The 18932-nt window shown below is 45.3% G+C and carries 10 protein-coding genes, 2 tRNA genes, 3 rRNA genes and 1 pseudogene; 7 read left to right on the top strand and 9 right to left on the bottom strand.

Annotation, left to right across the window (positions count from 1 at the left end; all coding sequences use genetic code 11):
* Window positions 1-43 precede the first annotated feature (43 nt).
* Window positions 44-1469 (top strand): annotated as a pseudogene (gene tnpC, locus V7O67_RS02135) (IS66 family transposase).
* A gap of 58 nt (window positions 1470-1527) precedes the next feature.
* Here the strand turns inward: tnpC and V7O67_RS02130 are convergent.
* From V7O67_RS02130 to V7O67_RS02100, 7 genes are all read right to left on the bottom strand, one after another.
* Window positions 1528-2364: a UbiA family prenyltransferase gene (locus V7O67_RS02130; protein WP_406670690.1), complete on the bottom strand. Its 837-nt coding sequence runs from the start codon at window positions 2362-2364 to the stop codon at window positions 1528-1530.
* Between the two features lie 50 nt (window positions 2365-2414).
* Entirely contained in the window at window positions 2415-2786 is a 372-nt protein-coding gene (locus V7O67_RS02125) for a hypothetical protein (protein ID WP_342303684.1), read from the bottom strand.
* Between the two features lie 247 nt (window positions 2787-3033).
* Window positions 3034-3155, bottom strand: a 5S ribosomal RNA gene (gene rrf, locus V7O67_RS02120).
* A gap of 31 nt (window positions 3156-3186) precedes the next feature.
* Window positions 3187-3258, bottom strand: a tRNA-Cys gene (locus V7O67_RS02115).
* Window positions 3259-3357: 99 nt separating this feature from the next.
* Window positions 3358-6285, bottom strand: a 23S ribosomal RNA gene (locus V7O67_RS02110).
* 125 nt (window positions 6286-6410) lie between these two features.
* Window positions 6411-6483: transfer RNA gene (locus V7O67_RS02105), tRNA-Ala, on the bottom strand.
* Window positions 6484-6568: 85 nt separating this feature from the next.
* Window positions 6569-8043, bottom strand: a 16S ribosomal RNA gene (locus tag V7O67_RS02100).
* The 16S, 23S and 5S rRNA genes sit together here with 2 tRNA genes alongside, the layout of an rRNA operon.
* Window positions 8044-8595: 552 nt before the next feature.
* Here V7O67_RS02100 and V7O67_RS02095 point away from each other — a divergent pair.
* The 5 genes from V7O67_RS02095 (at window position 8596) to V7O67_RS02075 (ending at window position 14488) form a co-directional block, all read left to right on the top strand.
* Complete coding sequence (locus V7O67_RS02095) at window positions 8596-10134, top strand: 2-isopropylmalate synthase (protein WP_406658280.1); 1539 nt, start codon at window positions 8596-8598, stop codon at window positions 10132-10134.
* 130 nt (window positions 10135-10264) lie between these two features.
* Window positions 10265-11023, top strand: a complete 759-nt coding sequence (locus tag V7O67_RS02090; protein ID WP_406656074.1) for a TatD family hydrolase — start codon at window positions 10265-10267, stop codon at window positions 11021-11023.
* 27 nt (window positions 11024-11050) lie between these two features.
* Window positions 11051-11686 carry an MBL fold metallo-hydrolase gene (locus V7O67_RS02085; protein WP_406656073.1) on the top strand — a complete coding sequence of 212 codons (636 nt, stop codon included), beginning with the start codon at window positions 11051-11053 and terminating at the stop codon, window positions 11684-11686.
* 66 nt (window positions 11687-11752) lie between these two features.
* Complete coding sequence (locus V7O67_RS02080; protein WP_406670689.1) at window positions 11753-13555, top strand: YgiQ family radical SAM protein; 1803 nt, start codon at window positions 11753-11755, stop codon at window positions 13553-13555.
* A gap of 90 nt (window positions 13556-13645) precedes the next feature.
* Window positions 13646-14488 carry a hypothetical protein gene (locus tag V7O67_RS02075; RefSeq protein ID WP_406670688.1) on the top strand — a complete coding sequence of 281 codons (843 nt, stop codon included), beginning with the start codon at window positions 13646-13648 and terminating at the stop codon, window positions 14486-14488.
* A 56-nt stretch (window positions 14489-14544) separates the two neighbouring features.
* Here V7O67_RS02075 and V7O67_RS02070 read toward each other — a convergent pair whose 3' ends face one another.
* Both V7O67_RS02070 and V7O67_RS02065 read right to left on the bottom strand, forming a co-directional pair.
* Window positions 14545-15603: a (Fe-S)-binding protein gene (locus tag V7O67_RS02070; RefSeq protein WP_406670687.1), complete on the bottom strand. Its 1059-nt coding sequence runs from the start codon at window positions 15601-15603 to the stop codon at window positions 14545-14547.
* Between the two features lie 2 nt (window positions 15604-15605).
* Window positions 15606-16988, bottom strand: coding sequence for an FAD-binding oxidoreductase (locus tag V7O67_RS02065; protein ID WP_406670686.1), 1383 nt, complete (start codon window positions 16986-16988; stop codon window positions 15606-15608).
* Window positions 16989-17073: 85 nt separating this feature from the next.
* Here V7O67_RS02065 and arcS point away from each other — a divergent pair, with 85 nt between their 5' ends.
* Window positions 17074-18915 (top strand): archaeosine synthase subunit alpha, encoded by a 1842-nt coding sequence (arcS, locus tag V7O67_RS02060; RefSeq protein WP_406670685.1) that lies wholly within the window; start codon window positions 17074-17076, stop codon window positions 18913-18915.
* Window positions 18916-18932: the final 17 nt, after the last annotated feature.

Raw genomic sequence — 18932 nt, 5'->3', positions numbered from 1 at the left:
TATTCAGTAAAATATCATAAAAAACGTCTATCAATCTGAGGGGATTTGTATAGACCGCGAAGAAATACTTGCAGTTTATGAAGCTGGTCCAGAAGCAGTAGTAGAACTTGTAACTCGATTACTTGGGATAATTGAACATCAATCTCTCCAAATTGCACAACTTGAAGAGCGTGTCAGGCATTTGGAAGAAATGCTTGAAAAGAATAGTCGCAACAGTAGCAAACCACCTTCTACTGATTCTTATGCACGGAATAAACCAACCGTTAAAAGTCAAAGAAAAAAGACCAATAAGCATGTAGGTGGTCAAAACGGTCATCCTGGTACTACATTAAGAATAAATGATGATCCGGATGAAGTTATTGTTCATCCTGTTAATCAATGCGTCAATTGTGGGAGATCGTTAGCTTCTGTTCCCTCTGACTATGAAAGAAGACAGGTCTTTGACATTCCTCCTATAACTATCAATTGCATTGAACATCGTTGCGAGATTAAAACATGTCCCAAATGTTCTCATGTAAACAAAGCTCTTTTTCCAGATGGTGTAACTCAGCCGACTCAATACGGTCATCGAGTTAAGTCATTTGCAGTTTATTTGCACACTTACCAATTACTTCCTTATCAGCGTGTTACCAAGTTGTTCTCTGATATTTTGGGATGCAAGATAAGTCCTGCTACTTTGGTGAACACGGAACGTAGTTGTTTTGAGAAGCTTGGAGCTTTTGAAAATACAGTGAAACATCTCCTGAAAGAATCTCCTGTCATCAATCTGGATGAAACAGGAATGAGAATAAATGCAGTTCGTAATTGGCTTCATGTGGCAGGTACAGACAAACTGACCTATTATTTTGCACATCGCAAAAGGGGCTCAGAAGCAATGGATGCTATGGGCATATTACCAGGTTACACTGGTGTTGCAACACATGATTTTTGGAAACCGTACAACAAATATGAATGTCAACATTCATTATGTAATGCACATTTATTACGAGAGTTAACTGGAGCTTCCGAAAACAGGGATCAACAGTGGCCAAAGATAATGAGTGATCTCTTGATATGCATTAAACATCATGTTGATAATGATCTTTTAGATACTGAGCTAATTCAAAGGTTCAGTGAGGATTATGATCACATAACTTGTTTAGGAGTGAATGAAAATCCTCCTGATCCGGAATCAAATGTGCGGTCTAAAAAACGAGGACGTAAGAAGCAGACCACGGTAAAGAATTTGCTGGATAGGTTTATTGGCCATAAAGAGGATATCTTGCGATTTATGTACGACCAAAACGTTCCGTTTGATAACAATCAGGCTGAAAGAGATATCAGGTACTTTCCGCAGTGAACAGGGTGCAAAAAATTTCTGCCGTATAAGAGGATACGTGTCTACTGTTAATAAGAATTCTGAATCTGTTATCGATGCAATTAGTGCAATATTTTATGACAATTCATTTGTTCCAAAGTTGCAGAATTGATCGTGGATGAAGAAATCAGCTTGGTGGAAGTGAGCTAGGCTGAATAGTTACATAATAATTACAAAAGATAGCCAAACAGATATGCAAGTGAACCAAGCTGCATCACATTGATAGTTCTTTCTCTTAACCTTCCAACATTACTTTTTGACATGTCCCTAAGAAGGGATTTTGAAATAAAGATGTAGAAGATCACAGGAATCATAATCAAAATCAGGAAGAAAAAGTCATGATAAAGAAGAGAATCTATATTCACAAAATACGGAAGTGGGTCGAGTATCATAACCAATACATACAGGATAACAAAAACTGAAGCTGCAAATCCTGATGACGTCCTCAATGGAAGGGTTTGTACACCAAATTCCCTGTCACCTTCCATATCCCTGATGTCAATCATTATCTCAAAAGCCAGTCCAACGATGAAACCCATTATTGCATAGTAGAAAATCAATGCCTCTATTACATAGTCTGATACTAGCGTTCCAACAAGGATCATGGAAAGAAAACCGTAGGCCATTATGATATTTTTGACTAAAAATATCTTTTTCAAATAATAACTATAAGCAAAAAAAAGAACTGCATTGAAGATCAATAGTAAAGAAACAATTTGATTAAGCCCCAGGGACACTAAAAAAGAAAGAATGAGACTTGCCACACCCACATATAGAGCAGTTTTTCTCTTTATTTTACCCTGTGCAATAGGCCTGTCAGTCCTACAGTTTGCCCTGTCAATCTCAAAATCGAAGTAATCATTTACAGCAAAGAAACCCATACCAAGAAAAACAACAGATATTGATGCTAGACCATATTCAAAAATATGTCCTGAGATATCAGATGATAAAATTCCTGATAAGAATATAGTAAGGGCACCAAACAATGCATTTTCAAATCGGACCAAACTCAAAAAAGACCTGATCGAAAACGAGTTTTTCATATTGCTAACCAAATTCAATCAGGAATATCTGCCATTTTCAGAGATACCAGTGACATTAAGTCATCAAGTTCATCAAGAGAGTTCATCTCATCAGAACTTATCAGAAGCTCGACCTCATTGTCTGATTCAATATAAGCACATGGAAATGAAACATTTTCAATGTCATATTTTTCAAGGAATTCGTCCTTGTGTAGAAATTCTACCGGAAATTTCAGTCCTGAAACAAATTGCTTCCAGCCACTTTTCATGCCCACGTTGCCATATGTAAGACCACAAAGATTGCAATCATATGTGGATGGTGAAGCGATCTTATGAACATAATCCTCTATCGAATTAAAAATTCCACTGTCCGCATTATAAACAAAAATAATCTTTTTCGTCCCCATGATTAACACCCTTTTATGAAGGATGGTTCCATGTTACTTTAGAATTGCTTTTTTTCATATTAAATTATGGGATACATATTACATTTGATTCCAGACTAAATCAGGGTCAATGATTCCCATCACCATATGCATGCACAATCAAAATAACAATAAAAGATTGTAAGAATCAATAGTATCAGAATAACAAATAGATTAGTTTGTGTTAAAATCAATTTAGAAAAAAGAAAGTAGTAGTTAGTGTTGAGTGAGTTGGCAGCGATCCATAGTTCCCGAAGACTCGCGTACTTCAGTACAATATGGAACGCTGGCAGACTTATCTTCTGTGTTCGGAAAGGGTACAGGAATTGCCCTGCCGCTATGGCCGCCAGACTCACTTACGATGAATTTTTTTTATAGGTAAAGCCAAGGTCCGGATTCGAACCGGAATGGAATCGCTCTGCAGGCGATTGCGTAGCCGCTCCGCCACCTTGGCGTTTTGAGCGATAAATTATTGGGACCATTATGTTAAATACTTTACCTTTTGATCTTGTATAATTTGCATGTACATATCAGATTTCGCCTGGACAAAGTAAGGTAGATAGGCACGGATGGTTAGTAGCCGCGGACTGAACACCTCGTTGCCTTGGTGCTTACATCCCGACCCTATCAAACCGATCTTCTATCGGAACCCTTAATGCAGTCTCTTTTCAGGTCAGATTTCGAGCTTAGATGCATTCAGCTCTTATTCCTTAGCGCGTAGCTGCTCGGCGATGCCTTGTCAGACAACCGATACACCAGAGGCGCCGCTACCCTGTTCCTCTCGTACTAAAGGTAGCTTACCCTCAGACCACGTACACCTCTAGTAGATAGTAACCGACCTGTCTCACGACGGTCTAAACCCAGCTCACGATCTCCTTTAATAGGCGAACAACCTCACCCTTGGCCGCTGCTGCACGGCCAGGATGGAAAGAACCGACATCGAAGTAGCAAGCTGCCGGGTCGATATGTGCTCTTGCCGGCAACAACTCAATTATCCCCGAGGTAACTTTTCTGTCATTTTTGGCCCGCACCAAGCGGGACACAAAAGTTCGCTAGAACCGACTTTCGTCTCGTCATCCACTACTGTGCTGAATAACGTCAGGCTGACTTATGCTCTTGCACTCTTCAGTGGGTTTCCGACCCACTTGAGTCAACCTTTGTGCGCCCTTGATATCTTTTCAAGGGCGTCCCGCCCCAGGCAAACTGCCTACCTATCGGGGTCCTCCTCGCGGAGTTAGGATCGTAATCTCAGAAGGGTAGTGTCCCAATGGCGACTCCATCGATGCTGGCGCACCGACTTCGATGTCTCCTACCTACACTGTACATCCAAGATCACAACCCAACGACAGGCTGCAGTAAAGCTCTACGGGGTCTTCACTTCCCCCTAGAGGTCTCTAGACTGTGCACTAGAAAGTAAGCTTCACCGGACTCTGGCTAGGGACAGTAGAGCTCTCATTGATCCATTCATGCAAGTCGCCAATTAAGCGACAAGGTACTACGCTACCTTAAGAGGGTCATAGTTACCCCCGCTGTTTACAGGCCCTTCGTCCCGTTGAACCGGGTTTTCAGGTACCTGCACTGAGCAGGATTCAGAGATCGTACTAGCCTTTTCAGGTTTGCGATCTCCTATGTTGATATTAGACAGTTAGAGCTCTCTTGTCACTGCGACCTGCTGTCTTCACAGCAGGCACTCCTTCTCCCGAAGTTACGGAGCTAATTTGCCGAATTCCCTTAGCCAAAATATTCCGACACGCCTTAGCCTTTTCAGCTAGGGGCACCTGTGTCAGTTCTCGGTACGGACATCTGACTCCCTTTTCACGGGTTCCCGGGTGCAGTTGATTTTCACCATAACACATTCGTCTGCTTCTCGCCATTACGGCTCTCCACAGATTTAGGTGCTTAGACGGCGCGACGACGCCGCTCAACCTGCCCAAAAACGTCGGTTTTAATGTCAGATGGTACAGGAATATTAACCTGTTTCCCTTTTGATGTACTCGGATTACGGTACAACTTAGGACCGACTAACCCTCGGCTGACGATCATTGCCGAGGAAACCTAGCCCCTTCGGCGGATAGGATTCTCACCTATCTATGCTGCTACTATTACCAGGATTTTCGTTTCCGCACGGTCCACAGGACTTCACAGCCCTGCTTCTGCCCGAACGCAACGCCTTCCTACAAGATCACCTTTCGGTGCTCCGTGGTATCGGTGGTCGACTTGAGCCCCGTCCATTTTCGGGGCCCTAAACCTCGACTGGTGGGCTGTTACGCACTCTTTAAAGGATAGCTGCTTCTAAGCTAACCTTCCAGCTGTCTAGGGCTTAGGACGCCCTTTAGTATTAACACTTAGTCGACACTTGGGGACCTTAACCACGGGCTGGGTTGTCTCCCTTACGGACTACAAGCTTACCCCGGTAGTCCGGACTCCGACTTTCTATGACGACGGTGGTTTTGGAGTTTGACAAGAGAGTGAGGAATTTCTTCCCCAGGATCTCCAATCAGTGCTCTACCCCACCGACTATCTCCAGTCAGGTCATGCTACGACATGTTTCGGAAGGAACCAGCTGATGCCGGGTTAGATTAGCCTTTCACTCCGAGACGCAGGTCACACGAATGATTTGCAGATCAATACCGCTTGCGGTCCTCCACGTAGCTTTCGCCACGCTTCAACCTGCCCACGCCTAGATCACCCGGCTTCGGGTCGTATCATAATGACTCCACGCACTTGTATACGCCGCTCCTCACCTTGCGGTTGCGAGCATGTTGCTTTCGCTTCGGCTTCCTAAGTAAAAAGTTAGCCATCGCCATTTTGATACACTCCCTGGCCCGTTCTTCAAAACGTAAGATATGACATCGGCAATGACACTCGTACTGCAGCCTCGCGACTGTTTCCTTCGTGTCAAAGATCCTTTCATGCCATATCGCTCCATCGCTTCCAGGTTTCAGGCACTTTTAACCTCCCTTTTTGGGGTACTTTTCAGTTTTCGGTCACCCTACTAGTTCGCTATCGGTCTCAAGAAGTATTTAGTTTTGGAAGTTGGTGCCTCCCAAATTCGCGCGAGAATTCCGACCCACGCTACTCAGGCTACATCCCAGATCCTTTGATTAATACCTACGTGACTTTCACACTCTTTGGTCTAACGTTCCAGAAAAGTTTGATTATAATCAAGTGGGATCTTTAGGAAAAGCCTATAACACCACATCTCCCACATGTTACCAGTGGGATTCAGTTTGAACTTTACCGTGTTCATTCGCCATTACTAACGGCATCTCTTCGATTTCTTTTCCTGCCCCTACTAAGATGTTTCAGTTCGGGGCGTTCCCGATCATTACTGATCAATGCGCAAAACGCATTAGGAAGACCCATTAGGAAATCTCAGGTTCATCGGTTCCATGCACCTACCCTGAGCTTATCGCAGCTTGGCACGTCCCTCATCAGCCCTTGAGCCGAGCCATCCACCTGAAAGCATAATTACCAGAGTCCACCTCACTTTATCCAGTGAGCGTCTGATATATGCATGCTTATACATGATCTCATTATGTTCAACATGGGGTTGTTGAACACTTCATCCTTCCCGGGCAAAATTACTTGCCTGGTGCACTTAAATGGACTTGCTGGGATTCGAACCCAGGGCCTTCGCCTTGCAAAGGCGACGATCTTCCAACTGATCTACAAGCCCTTGAGCGTCCCGCTTGTTTGATGGATTTGACAGTTATTCGATTTCTGACCGGTTAGTGGTGATAGACTTTGTGCCTATCTTGCTTAGGAGGTGATCCAGCCGCAGATTCCCCTACGGCTACCTTGTTACGACTTAACCCCCCTTGCGAAATTTAGGTTCGAACACGGCACAAAATCCGTGCCCTCACCCATACCTCACTCGGGTGGTTTGACGGGCGGTGTGTGCAAGGAGCAGGGACGTATTCACCGCGCTATATTGAAACGCGATTACTACGGATTCCAGCTTCACGAGGGCGAGTTGCAGCCCTCGATCCGAACTAAGGCCGGGTTTATGAGATTACCAACCCCTTTCGGGGTAGGAGCCCATTGTCCCGGTCATTGTAGCCCGCGTGTAGCCCTGGAGATTCGGGGCATACTGACCTACCGTAGCCCGCACCTTCCTCCGCTTTAGCAGCGGCGGTCCCCACAGAGTACCCATCATCCCGAAGGATATGCTGGCAACAGTGGGCACGGGTCTCGCTCGTTGCCTGACTTAACAGGATGCTTCACAGTACGAACTGACGACGGCCATGCACCTCCTCTCAGCGATTCAGGTAAGACCTTCAGCCTGACCTACATATTGCTGTCGCCCCAGGTGAGTTTTCCGGCGTTGAGTCCAATTAAACCGCAGGCTCCACCCGTTGTAGTGCTCCCCCGCCAATTCCTTTAAGTTTCAGCCTTGCGGCCGTACTTCCCAGGTGGCTCGCTTCACGGCTTCCCTGCGGCACCTGAAACGGTCGCACCATCCCAGACACCTAGCGAGCATCGTTTACGGCTGGGACTACCCGGGTATCTAATCCGGTTCGTGCCCCCAGCTTTCGTCCCTCACCGTCGAACCCGTTCTGGTAAGACGCCTTCGCCACTGGTGGTCCCACAAGGATTACAAGATTTCACTCCTACCCCTGTAGTACCTCTTACCTCTCCCGGTTCCAAGTCTGACAGTATCCCCCAGAAGCCTAACAGTTAAGCTGTCAGATTTCCCGGAAGACTGATCAAACCGGCTACGGACCCTTTAGACCCAATAATAGTGATTACCACTCGGGCCGCCGGTGTTACCGCGGCGGCTGGCACCGGTCTTGCCCGGCCCTTGCTATCACATGTTATTTATACATATGGACAGCCAACATAATATGCTGGCACTCGGTGTCCCCTTATCGCGGTTTCCCGCATTGTAAAGATTTCGCGCCTGCTGCGCCCCGTAGGGCCTGGATTCATGTCTCAGAATCCATCTCCGGGCTCTTGCTCTCACAACCCGTACCCGTCGTCGGCTAGTAGGTACATTACACCCACTACTACCTGATAGGCCGCAGATCCATCCTAAGGCACCGGAGCTTTTAACCACAGAACATTCCAGTATCTATGATTTATCCGGAATTATCCCCAGTTTCCCGGGGTTATGCCGGACCTTAGGGCAGGTTATCCACGTGTTACTGAGCAGTACGCCATGTTCACGAAGAACATTTGACTCGCATGGCTTAATCGCACACCGATAGCAGTAACCTCTGGCAGGATCAACCAGAATTGTTGATCACACACAAAGTTTTGGAAGTCATTTTAAGGAATCGATTGGAGAATTCTATTTGAGAGAATTTCCTATGCACATAGTTTGGTTAATTCCTTATTGTAGTATATAATACACTACCGGTCAGAATTAACCGAACTGCCAAATCCAACGTCAGACAGGAAATAACTCCTGCCTCCACATAATAAGGCGGTGATTGTAAGTGTTTCTCGCATTTCGCGAGGACCCCTAAAAGACTGCAATCGTATATATACCTTCCGAATCAAGAGATTCGAAAGCAAAGAAGGAACCTTTGTAACACCTGCCTGATGAAATGAAATTAGTACTTCATCAATTTGTTCTCACAAAGCGAATTTTCCTGATGCGTTACCCGCATCATTGGGCTCAGTGAGAGCACCCTTACAAGTCAATGCTGATATATAAGGATTGCGGAGAAATCAGTAATTCCTACTCACCACATGACAAGAATAATTGAGAAATATACGGAAGTGCTTTATAGCATAAAATACAAGCCGGAACTGATTAATATGAATTCAACTGTCGAACTGAGGGATCGCTTTTTACAGCGATGAACCAATTGTAAACAAACGCAAGACTATTTTTGACACTACACTGCGCGATGGTGAACAAACACCTGGCGTATCTCTTACAAACGAGCAAAAACTCAAAATTGCACGACAGCTGGACAAACTCGGCGTAGATGTTATCGAAGCCGGTTTCCCGATATCTTCACCGGGAGAAAAGCAGAATGTAAGAGCTATTGCCAGCGAAGGCCTCAGCCTTGATGTCTGTGGTCTTGCCCGCGTCCTCCCAAAAGATCTGGACGCATGCATAGATTCAGGAGTAGATATGGTACACACTTTTGTATCAACATCTGACATCCAGAGGATACACACCATCAGGAAGAGCAGAGAAGAAATCCTGAAAATGGCAGTAGATGCTGTGGAACGAGTAAAGGAACATGGCGTGAAATGCATGTTTTCCGCAATGGATGCAACAAGAACAGATGAAGATTACCTCATGAATATCTTCAAAGCTGTTGAAGGCGCAGGCTGCGACATAATCAATGTTCCTGACACTGTAGGCGTGATGTCGCCATCAAGAATGTATAACCTCATCAAGGGAATACACAATGAAGTGAACATCCCCATCGATGTACATTGCCATAATGACTTTGGAATTGCAGTAGCTAACAGCCTTATGTCCGTTGAAGCAGGTGCCAGCCAGGTCCAATGCACCGTAAACGGAATAGGAGAGCGTGCAGGCAATGCAAATCTCGCAGAAGTGGTAATGGGCCTCCATTCAATCTACGGTGCAAAAACCAACATAAAAACAGAATACCTGCTTGAAACCTCAAAGATGGTTGAGAACTATACAGGTATCCACATTCCACCCAATACACCAATAGTTGGCGACAACGCTTTTGCCCACGAGTCAGGCATTCACACACATGGAGTTCTTGAAAATGCTGACACATTTGAACCCGGCATAATGACCCCCGAAATGGTAGGTCACAAGCGCCGCATTGTTGTAGGGAAGCACGCCGGCAGGCACGCTGTCAAGAAATCACTTGATGAGATGGGATTCGAGACAACTGATGAGCAACTCGAGGAGATTCTTTCCAGAATAAAGGATATCGCTAACAAGGGAAAGCGTATTTGTGATGCGGACCTGCATGCGGTTGCATCAGCAGTCCTTGGCAGAAACCTTGGTCATGAAACCATCATGCTGAAGGAATTCTCCGTAATGACAGGGAACCTCACAACACCAACAGCCGTTGTCAGAGCAAAGATAGGTGATGAGGAAGCTGTTGCTTCTAACTTTGGAGTAGGACCGATAGACGCTACCCTCAAAGCTGTAGAAGAAATGATTGGTGGATATACCAAGGTCAAAGTACGTGATTTCAGCCTTGAGGCCATAACCGGCGGAAGTGATGCCCTTGCAGAAGTGACCATATCCGTAGAGGATGAAAAAGGTCGCATCGTCAGTGCACAATCAGCCAGTGCAGATATTGCTACCGCATCCGTGGATGCCCTAATCGCTGCCATCAACATACTTCTGGAAAAGAAGAAACTTCAGAACACAGAGTAAGCAAGTATAGGACCGTGATTTCACGGTTCTTTACTTCTTTTTTTATTTTCGTTCATTTTCGAAACACTTTTCTTTGAACCAATTCATAAAACAGGTCATACCTAAATACCAGGACCAGAATTGAATGCATATGAGTTATGAAGTGATAGATTCCCATTGTCATCTCGATTTTTCAAAATTCAACAAAGACCGGCATGAGACAATAGAGAGGGCCAGAGCAAACGGTGTAATTGAAATGATTAACTCCGGCATAGACTACAAAACAAATGCAGACTCCCTTGAACTGGCCAAAAAATACGATTTTATCCATGCAACCCTCGGACTCAGTCCCCAAATGGTACCCAATTCTAATGACGGGAAAATAAAACAAATACTCTCACAGATGGAACGCAACATAGACAAAGCCGTTGGAATCGGGGAAGCAGGGCTTGATTTTTATTATTGTAAGACGGATGCCGGAAGAAAACGGCAGGAAGCTGTATTCAAACAGGTCATCGAAATTGCAGACAGGTACAACAAGACCCTGGTGATACATGGCAGAGATGGAGAGGAACTTGCACTTGAATTGAGCAAGGAACTGAACAAAGTAGTCTTCCATTGCTTTGGTGGCTCACTTGAGACTATGGAAAAAATAGTTGACTCAGGACACTACATATCGGTCCCAACTCTGGTTTGCTTTTCAGAACACCACAAGAAAATAGCACAGAACCTGCCTCTTGAAAATATGCTTATTGAAACTGATAGCCCCTACCTTTCACCAAGAAAAGGCCGGAACGAGCCGGCATTTGTATGTGATTCCGTCCCGGTGATAGCACAGCTCAATGAAGCTGATGAAGCTGAAGTAGCCATGGCGACAATGCAAAATACCCGCAGGGCATTTGGGCTCTAAATCTATTCCTTTTAAAGGAGAATAAACATGCAGGTCAAACATTTCAACATCGGTCTTTACGATGCCAACTCATATCTCATCAATGGAAAAATTCTCATCGACACAGGAATGAGTACTGAAGGTCTAATTGCAGCAATCGAAGAAAGCATAGAGATAAAAGATCTTGAACTTATCATACTCACACATTGCCATTATGATCATACGGCATCGGCACAGGAGATTGCACGTCTGAGTGGTGCAAAGATAGCAATTCACAAAAAAGATGAGCCTTTTCTGAAAAATGACAACATGAGCGCTTCCGCCATGTTCGGACACCGGGCACCATCCATTGAACCTGACATGTTACTTGAAGAGAGAGACAGAATACCCATAGGAGATGACGAGGAACTTGAAGTCATTCACACCCCCGGACACACTCCCGGAGGGATCTGCCTGTATGAAGCACAAACTAAAAGCCTCTTTTCAGGAGATACAGTGTTCCCCAACGGAAACATTGGACGTACGGATTTTCAAGGAGGAAACTCCTCTGAATTAACCGAATCCATCAGTAAATTGGTGAAGCTTGATGTCAAGACACTTTACCCGGGGCATGGAGAAGTCACTTCAAATGATGTAAACAGACAAATTGATTTATCTCTGAACATGTCCAGAAGCATACTCTAAGGACGCATCATGAAACATAAAAAGAATAAAAAAGGCAATAAAACTGATTCTTTGAAGTTTCTCCCAATGAGCCTTGAAGAAGCAAAAAGAAAGGGCTGGGATGAACTCGATATTATAATCGTCACTGGCGATGCCTATGTTGACCATCCCGGTTTTGGAATCAGCATCATAGGCAGGGTACTGGAAGATGCAGGCTATAGAGTAGGTATTATTGCACAACCCAAGTGGGACGATGTAGAAGACTTCAAAAAGCTTGGAAAGCCACGCCTGTTTTTCGCCATCAGTGCAGGAAATACGGACTCAATGGTCAGTAATTACACCCCGTCAAAGCGATTAAGACACGATGATGCATACTCTCCGGGAAATAAGTCAGGGCTGCGTCCAAACAGGGCAACCCTTGTCTACTCCAATCGTCTGAGAGAAGCGTATCCCGATGTTCCCCGGATCATCGGCGGCATTGAAGCATCCCTGCGTCGCTTTGCACAATATGATTACTGGTCTGACAAGGTACGCCAATCCATCCTTGCAGATGCACCTGCAGATATCCTTGTTTACGGCATGGGAGAACTCCAGATACGAGAGATCGCAGACAGACTGGACAAAGGCATACCTGTTTCGGATATTACCGATATAGACGGAACTGTCTGGAAGACAGATATCAAAACCTGGAAAGCAAACCGGGAAGAACTTCTCAGGGACCGCATAGAGATTGCACCATATTCAGAAATCTCAAAGAACAAGGAACTCTATGCAAAAACATTCAGGACAGTATACCAGGAACAGGACCACATAAGTGGCCATGCAATCATACAGGTCCACCCAAAAACCGTGATAGTCCAGAACAAGCCCATGCGCCCCCTGACAACCAAAGAGCTGGATCATGTATACGAGCTTCCGTTCACCCGTGAGACACACCCGTCATACAAAGAGCCAGTTCCTGCCCTGGACATGGTAAAATTCTCTATTAATACCCATAGAGGATGCTTTGGAGCATGCTCTTTCTGTGCTATTGCCCTGCACCAGGGAAGAATAATACGCAGCCGTAGCATGGATTCCATACTCAGGGAAGCAGAAAGCTTCAGGGATATGAAAGGATTCAAAGGCACCATCAACGGACTTGGAGGGCCTTCTGCCAATATGTATGGAATGGACTGCAAAAACTGGGAAGAAAAAGGGATATGCAAGAACAAAGCCTGCATCTATCCTAAGGCTTGTCCTTCCCTTGACACCAGCCATAAGAAACTCATAGAACTAATGCGCAGGCTCAGAGAGCTGCCCGGCATCTCAAAGGTATTCGTCGGTTACGGCGTACGCTATGACCTTGCACTGCTTGACGAAGAATACATGGAAGAACTGTGTGCCCACCATGTCAGCGGACAATTGAAGGTTGCACCTGAACACTATTGTGATCATGTAACCGATGTGATGAAAAAGCCCGACAGGGAAATTTTTGAGAAATTCGAGCAGAAGTACCGGAAAATAAACAAGAAAATTGGCAAAGACCAATACCTTGTGGCTTTCCTCATGTCAGGCCATCCGGGATGCACCCTTAAGGATATGGTCGAGACTGCAGAATACATCAGAGATACCGGCCGGTACACCAAACAGGTACAGGACTTCACGCCCACACCCATGACCTCTGCAACATGCATGTTTCACACAGGGATAGATCCCTTCAGCGGAAAGAAAGTCTACGTAGCTACTTCTCAAAAAGAAAAGAGTATCCAGAGAGCCATGCTGCATTATAAAGAGCAAGCAAACTATAATCTCGTCTATGAAGGCCTTAAACGCACCAACAGGCTTGATCTTGTGGGTAACACCTGGAACTGCCTCATTGGCCGGAAGAAGCAGGGAAATAACGGATGGTGATGTTTAGAATAAAATCGTTATCTTTTTAAGATATATGTTTTAACTGTATTTCAAATGCATATTTATTAAACAAAAATGTGAGTAATGCAAATGAAATACAAGTTACTACTGATTAGCCTATTAATACTTTTCATCCAGACATCTTCTTCCACAGCCAGCCCGGTCATCAGTATCGATGAAAATATCAACGAAAATCTTTTTTACTCAAATTCATACACGAATCCGGACAGCATTGAAGCTCATCAGATAGTTGTGTACAGCGAAGATGGAGAACACTCCCAAATAGGTCTGCATTACAGACTGACACCACGGACAACCACCAGTCCGGATGGCAATTATAGCGTTTACAAGAAAGCATTGGATTCTACCAACGGCGTGGGGGTTGAGGATTTTGTCATAAACAACACCATAGGGCAGACCGAGACGAACATCAAGAATATAATTACAATGGGCTACTACGCTGTTGCATTTTCTCCTGACAGTAAAATGTACGCCGCACCAAGGATAGTATTCTCAGAGGATTGCAGAAACGGCCAGTATGTCATTGACATTTGCTCAGTCCACAACAACACCTTGCTCCACAGGGAATTGCTTCCCTTCTACAAGGAGAGCACAAAGGATACACCCATGGACTGGGACAGGGCAGCTATTTATGAGATTTACTGGTCAGAAGATGGTTCTGCCATCATTTATGAAGCCCTAGGAGCTGACATCGACGGCGGAAGATATCCAACATACCTTGTGAGCAGGAAACTCAACATCGATTACCAAAAACTCAGGCAGATGAATGGATATGAAGAAACAGAACTGAAAAGCACGCAGGATGATACTGGAGAAAACGGAGATTCTGCCCCAAGTTTCCCAATTCCAGGATTTGGAGGAATCGGTGCAGCGATTGCTCTTGTTTTTAACAGGAAATTGAAAAGAGCATAAAAATCTGCTCTTATTTTTTAAAACGGTCCAATATTCAAAAATAGAAACTAAAATGACTATTCCATAGCCATTTCAAGCAGATCTATGATATCAAGCACTTCAACCCTCGGCTCACCACGCTTGAGATTTGTTCTGCATAGAGGACATGACGTAACGAGATAATCCACACCTTCAGGTATTTCCTCGAGCCTTTTCTTTGAGAGCTCCAGCGAAAGCTCGGGATATCCCTTCAGGACACCGCCACCGGCTCCGCAACATCTTGATTTCTCGCGGTTACTCTTCATCTCTTTGAGGTCGGACACCTTCTTGATTATCTCCCTTGGTGCATCGAAGACGCCGTTGCACCTTCCAAGATGACAGGGATCATGATAGGTTACTTTCAGGTCAAGTTTATTCAGGTCCATTTCGGCCAGGCGGTCCGCCAGGAATTCGGAGACATGAATAACATTAAGCTCTTCGGGATAATCGTTCTTCAATGCTGTGTAGCATCCGGCACAGCCAGTGATTACAGTGTGTGCACCAGTCTTTTTGATCTGCTCCAGGTTCTTTGAGGTAAGCCTGGAAGGATCGGAGCCAGTCCTCATAAGAGGTGAACCACAGCACACCTCCTCTTGAAGTACAGTAACATCGAACTTTTTGAGTATGTCAAAGGTCCTCTTTGTAAGCTCGGGATATCTGTATGACCCCAGGCAGCCTGCAAAGAATACATAATCAGCCTTTTCTTTGGCATCCTTTGCAGAATCACCAAGCCAGGCCATCCTGTCTTTTTCCTCCCCAAGTGGATTGCCCTTATCCAAAGCCTCGAAGCGCAGCTTCTTCTGTGCATCGGTCATCTTGCCCTGAAGCACAAGCTGGTGCCTGAAGTTTTCTACAACCTTGACAGGAGCTGCTCCTGACGGGCAAAGTTGCTCACAAAGTCCACAGGTAGTACACATGTTCAGGCTGTTAAGCACGTCCTTATCGGCTTCAAGTCCCAAGGAGACACCATGTGCCACAAGCATTCGTCCACGGGCACTTGAAGATTCCCAGCCGACTACATCAAAGACAGGGCAAACCGAGCGACATGTACCGCACCGGACGCATTTCAGTAGTGAACGCATATCTGATCCAGCCATACTCAGACCCCCATCTTACCAGGATTCAATATTCCCTTGGGGTCAAGGGCCTTTTTTATAATCATCATTACATCGAGGGCTTTCCCAAGCTCCAGTTCAAGATAATCCGCTCTTGCACCACCAACACCATGTTCGGCGGTAACAGTGCCACCCATCTCGATTGCCGTGAGATGAATCTTATCGGCCGCCCTGTTAAGCTTATCCCAATCACCATCTTCCAGCACGTCGATACACATACCTGTGTGGAGGTTCCCATCGCCAATATGACCATATGTCATGATCGGAAGACCGAATTCGTCTGAAATCTCACGTACCTTGTGTAACATCCTGGGTATTTCCTTTATGGGCACACCTACGTCCTCACCCACGTATACACGGGTGCGCATGGGGTCCAGGCGTGAGACCGCTGCCCCGACGAGCCTTCTGGCAGCCCATATCTCATCACGTTCTTCCTTGTTGGCCGCGGCCCTGATGTTTGTTGCCAGTGATTTGCAGGCATCTTCTATCATCACAATACCTTCACGTACGGTATTCTCAGTACCATCTACCTCAAAGAGCAGGATGGCTCCGGCCTTAGGAAGACCAATATGCGGATCATAAGCATTTATTGCCTGTATTATATTGCTGTCAAGTATCTCACAGGCAGAAGGGACGATACCCGAAGACAATACTTTTACTACTGCTTTGCCTGCAAGTTCCGGGTTCTCAAAAGAAGCAAGCAAGACTGAGCGTTCCTTTGGAAGGGCCCGTACTTTTAATGTTGCCTTGGTAATGATCCCGAGCGTACCCTCCGAACCTACAAAAAGGTCCGTCAGAGAATAGCCTGAAACCGATTTCATGGTCTTAGAACCTGTATTTATCACAGTGCCATCGGCCAGCACCACCTCAAGAGCAAGCACATAGTTGCGGGTAGTGCCGTACTTTACAGAACGCATGCCACTCCCGTTGTTTGCTATGAGCCCTCCCAGGGTGCACATTGCAGAACTTCCCGGGTCCGGAGGGAAAAAGAAACCATGAGGCTCCAGGTGAGCATTCAGCTTTTCCTGGACTATACCAGGCTCCACAACAATCTGGAGATTATCAAGATCCAGATCAAGGACTCGCTTCATGGATGACATATCGAGTACTATGCCGCCCTCGACGGGCACTGCTCCTCCGGCAAGACCTGTGCCTGCACCTCTTGGAGTTATTGGAATCTCATTGTCATAAGCAAGTTTAACTATCTCTGATATCTGCTCGGTGGTGTCCGGCCTGATTACAAAATCAGGCATTCCCCGTATCTGGGAAGCATCACATGAATAACAATAAAGGTCTGCGGACGACGCGGAAACTCTTTCATTTCCGGCTATTTCCTGCAGATTTTTAAGTATATCGGATTTTTGCATTGAATCGTTTTTTAAGTGAGATAGTCCGATTTATACTTGTTGGTAAAGGCAAAACTTTACATCTACCTACACCATTTAGCCAGCAATGACACGATACTTTGAGGTACTGCAACGTGATGGCGCTGCAAGGATAGGAAAACTTCTCCTGAAGGAAACCATCCGAACACCTTTCATAATAGATACAAGAAGCCTTAGTTCTCCTGACAGCCTGATAATAGATGGTGGCTCTCTCTGGAAATATAGCGATCTGGAAGAAAGCGAAGAATGGTACCAGAAAATAAGACAAGATTCTGGAGAAGATGTCCTGATAATACTTCCTCACCAGAATCTTACACCTGATGCACCGCAAGACCTTGCAATAAAACTTGCAGAAAGGTCAGAAATAGAAGCTAGTGGTGCCACAGGAACCATTTACATACCCGGACAAAAGGTAAAGCAAAGTGACCTCTATGTAATAGAGGGCGCAGGGTGTTTTGAGAACAATGCAAGACGTATGATCAACACGCTTATTGAGATGAAAAGTGAGATCGCACCCGATACGGCGGTCTACGCACCCAATATATGCACCCCTGAAAACCTTGCAATGCTGGTCTATCTTGGTATTGATATCTTTGACAATACAAAAGCCATAATTGCTGCACACAATGACATATATTTCACTACCGCAGGACAATTCTATCTCGATTCACTGGCAGAACTGCCGTGCAAATGCAGTTCATGTTCATCAACGGATTTAGTCAGCCTTATGAAAATGGACAAGAAGAGCCGTGCTTCAATTATAGAAAAGCACAACATCAATGCCATGGAAGCTGAAGCAGCTCTTGTCAGAGAGAAAATACGCTTAGGAATGCTGCGTGAGTATATAGAAGGACAGTGCAGAGTAAGACCCTGGCTTACCGCCCTGATGCGACTCATGGATGCAGAGTATAATTATATGGAAAGTAAGAGCACCATTGCCAGGAAAAACTCGCTCATTGCAACCTGCGGAGAATCGCAGAACAGAGTAGAGATCGTCCGATTTGCCAGGAGGATACAGGAAAGATATACACCACCTGAAAAAGATGTACTTCTGCTCCTGCCGTGCTCTGCCAAGAAACCATACTCAACATCTAATTCTCACTGGAGATTTATCAATGCACTTGGAAAGAGCCGCAAATTTGTTCATGAGGTCATTATCACATCACCTCTTGGAATCGTACCAAGGGAACTTGAACTGACATACCCTGCATCACACTATGACACAACAGTTACCGGATACTGGGATGCGGAAGAAAAGGAATGGGTAGCATCCTGTCTTGAAAAATACCTGTCACAGCATCAATATACATCGATCATTGCACATGTTGAGGATGCATACCGCCAGATATGCGAAATTGTGGCAGAAAAACTTGGCATAGATATTATTTACACCAGTCGTGGTAATGTGACATCGCCTGAATCATTGAAAAATCTCAGTGAAACGATGTCAGGACTTTGCACCGGAAGAAAAAGAGGTTATGAGCAGACACAAAAAGACCTTATGAAAGCTGTTGCAGATTACCAGTTTGGAAGAGGATTCGGACAAATACTCGTGCCCGAAGATTCAATTATCAAAGGACCCTTCCCCAAACACCAGGTATTCGTGGGAAAGAAACAACTCACCACATTGATCCCTCAATACGGCACCCTCGCAATTACCATTGAAGGTGTGAAAGCTATGATGGATCAGGGCAAATATATCGTGAAAATAGATGACTTCGTCCCTCGTGGTTCACTTCTTGCACCCGGAGTAATGGATGCTGATCCACTGATAAGACCAAACGATGAAGTGCTCATTTGTGGCAAGAACGCAATTGCAGTTGGAAGAGCAGCCATGAGCGGAGATGAGATGAAGAAAGCCAGCCGCGGAGTTGCGGTAGACCTGCGCCATGTTGAAAAAATTAAATAAGGCACATACATTGTGCT

This window comes from Methanolobus sp. ZRKC4, assembly GCF_045291305.1.
Classification (GTDB): domain Archaea; phylum Halobacteriota; class Methanosarcinia; order Methanosarcinales; family Methanosarcinaceae; genus Methanolobus.
This window is presented reverse-complemented; position numbering and strand designations above follow the sequence as displayed.

Coding starts and splice junctions, on each gene's coding strand:
- V7O67_RS02125 (WP_342303684.1), bottom strand. CDS start 2,786: ATGGGGACGAAAAAGATTATTTTTGTTTATAATGCGGACAGTGGAATT.
- V7O67_RS02090 (WP_406656074.1), top strand. CDS start 10,265: ATGAGTTATGAAGTGATAGATTCCCATTGTCATCTCGATTTTTCAAAA.
- V7O67_RS02085 (WP_406656073.1), top strand. CDS start 11,051: ATGCAGGTCAAACATTTCAACATCGGTCTTTACGATGCCAACTCATAT.
- V7O67_RS02080 (WP_406670689.1), top strand. CDS start 11,753: ATGAGCCTTGAAGAAGCAAAAAGAAAGGGCTGGGATGAACTCGATATT.
- V7O67_RS02075 (WP_406670688.1), top strand. CDS start 13,646: ATGAAATACAAGTTACTACTGATTAGCCTATTAATACTTTTCATCCAG.
- V7O67_RS02070 (WP_406670687.1), bottom strand. CDS start 15,603: ATGGCTGGATCAGATATGCGTTCACTACTGAAATGCGTCCGGTGCGGT.
- V7O67_RS02065 (WP_406670686.1), bottom strand. CDS start 16,988: ATGCAAAAATCCGATATACTTAAAAATCTGCAGGAAATAGCCGGAAAT.
- arcS (WP_406670685.1), top strand. CDS start 17,074: ATGACACGATACTTTGAGGTACTGCAACGTGATGGCGCTGCAAGGATA.